Below are 581 nucleotides of genomic sequence, written 5' to 3' on the forward strand. Positions count from 1 at the left end.
CGCGGCGTCCTGGATCCCTGCATTCCGCTGCGCTCCATGAGGGCTACGGAGGAGGGCGTTGCGACGGGTCGTCGCCGTTCGGTCGTCCGAACCGGGCCCGGATCGTCTTCTCGATCGGGCCGCCGGCCAGCAGCACGAAGAACAGGAGCGGCATCGCGATGGCGATGACGGGCCAGGCGGCGACGGCGCAGACGACGCCGAGACTGGCGGTCAGCCAGGTGCAGGCCGCCGTGGTGAGCCCGCGCACCCGCGCCTCGCCGGAGCCGCGCACGATCACGCCGGCGCCCAGGAAGCCGATCCCGGTCAGGATGCCCTGGACGACGCGGCTGACCGCATTGAGCGCGTCGGTCGGCGGCAGGGTCGGATCGACCACGGCCATCACGGCGAGCGCGGCGCCGAGCCCGACCAGGCCGAGCGTGCGCATCCCGGTCGGCTTGCCGTGCAGGTCGCGGTTGAGCCCCAGCGTCATCCCGACGGCGGTCGCCGCCGTCAGCCGCAGGGCGATGTCGGTCCAGTGCATGATGCGGTTATCTCGACAAGACGCGGCGTCGTTCGTTTGTTCACCCTCCCCTGGAGGGGGA

At 72.1% G+C, this 581-nt stretch carries 1 protein-coding gene; it reads right to left on the reverse strand.

The features are described from left to right. Positions 1–43: 43 nt before the first annotated feature. Positions 44–520 carry an MgtC/SapB family protein gene (locus CH341_RS31815; RefSeq protein ID WP_111423738.1) on the reverse strand — a complete coding sequence of 159 codons (477 nt, stop codon included), beginning with the start codon at positions 518–520 and terminating at the stop codon, positions 44–46. Between the last annotated feature and the right edge of the window lie 61 nt (positions 521–581).

Source organism: Rhodoplanes roseus, from assembly GCF_003258865.1.
Lineage (GTDB): Bacteria > Pseudomonadota > Alphaproteobacteria > Rhizobiales > Xanthobacteraceae > Rhodoplanes > Rhodoplanes roseus.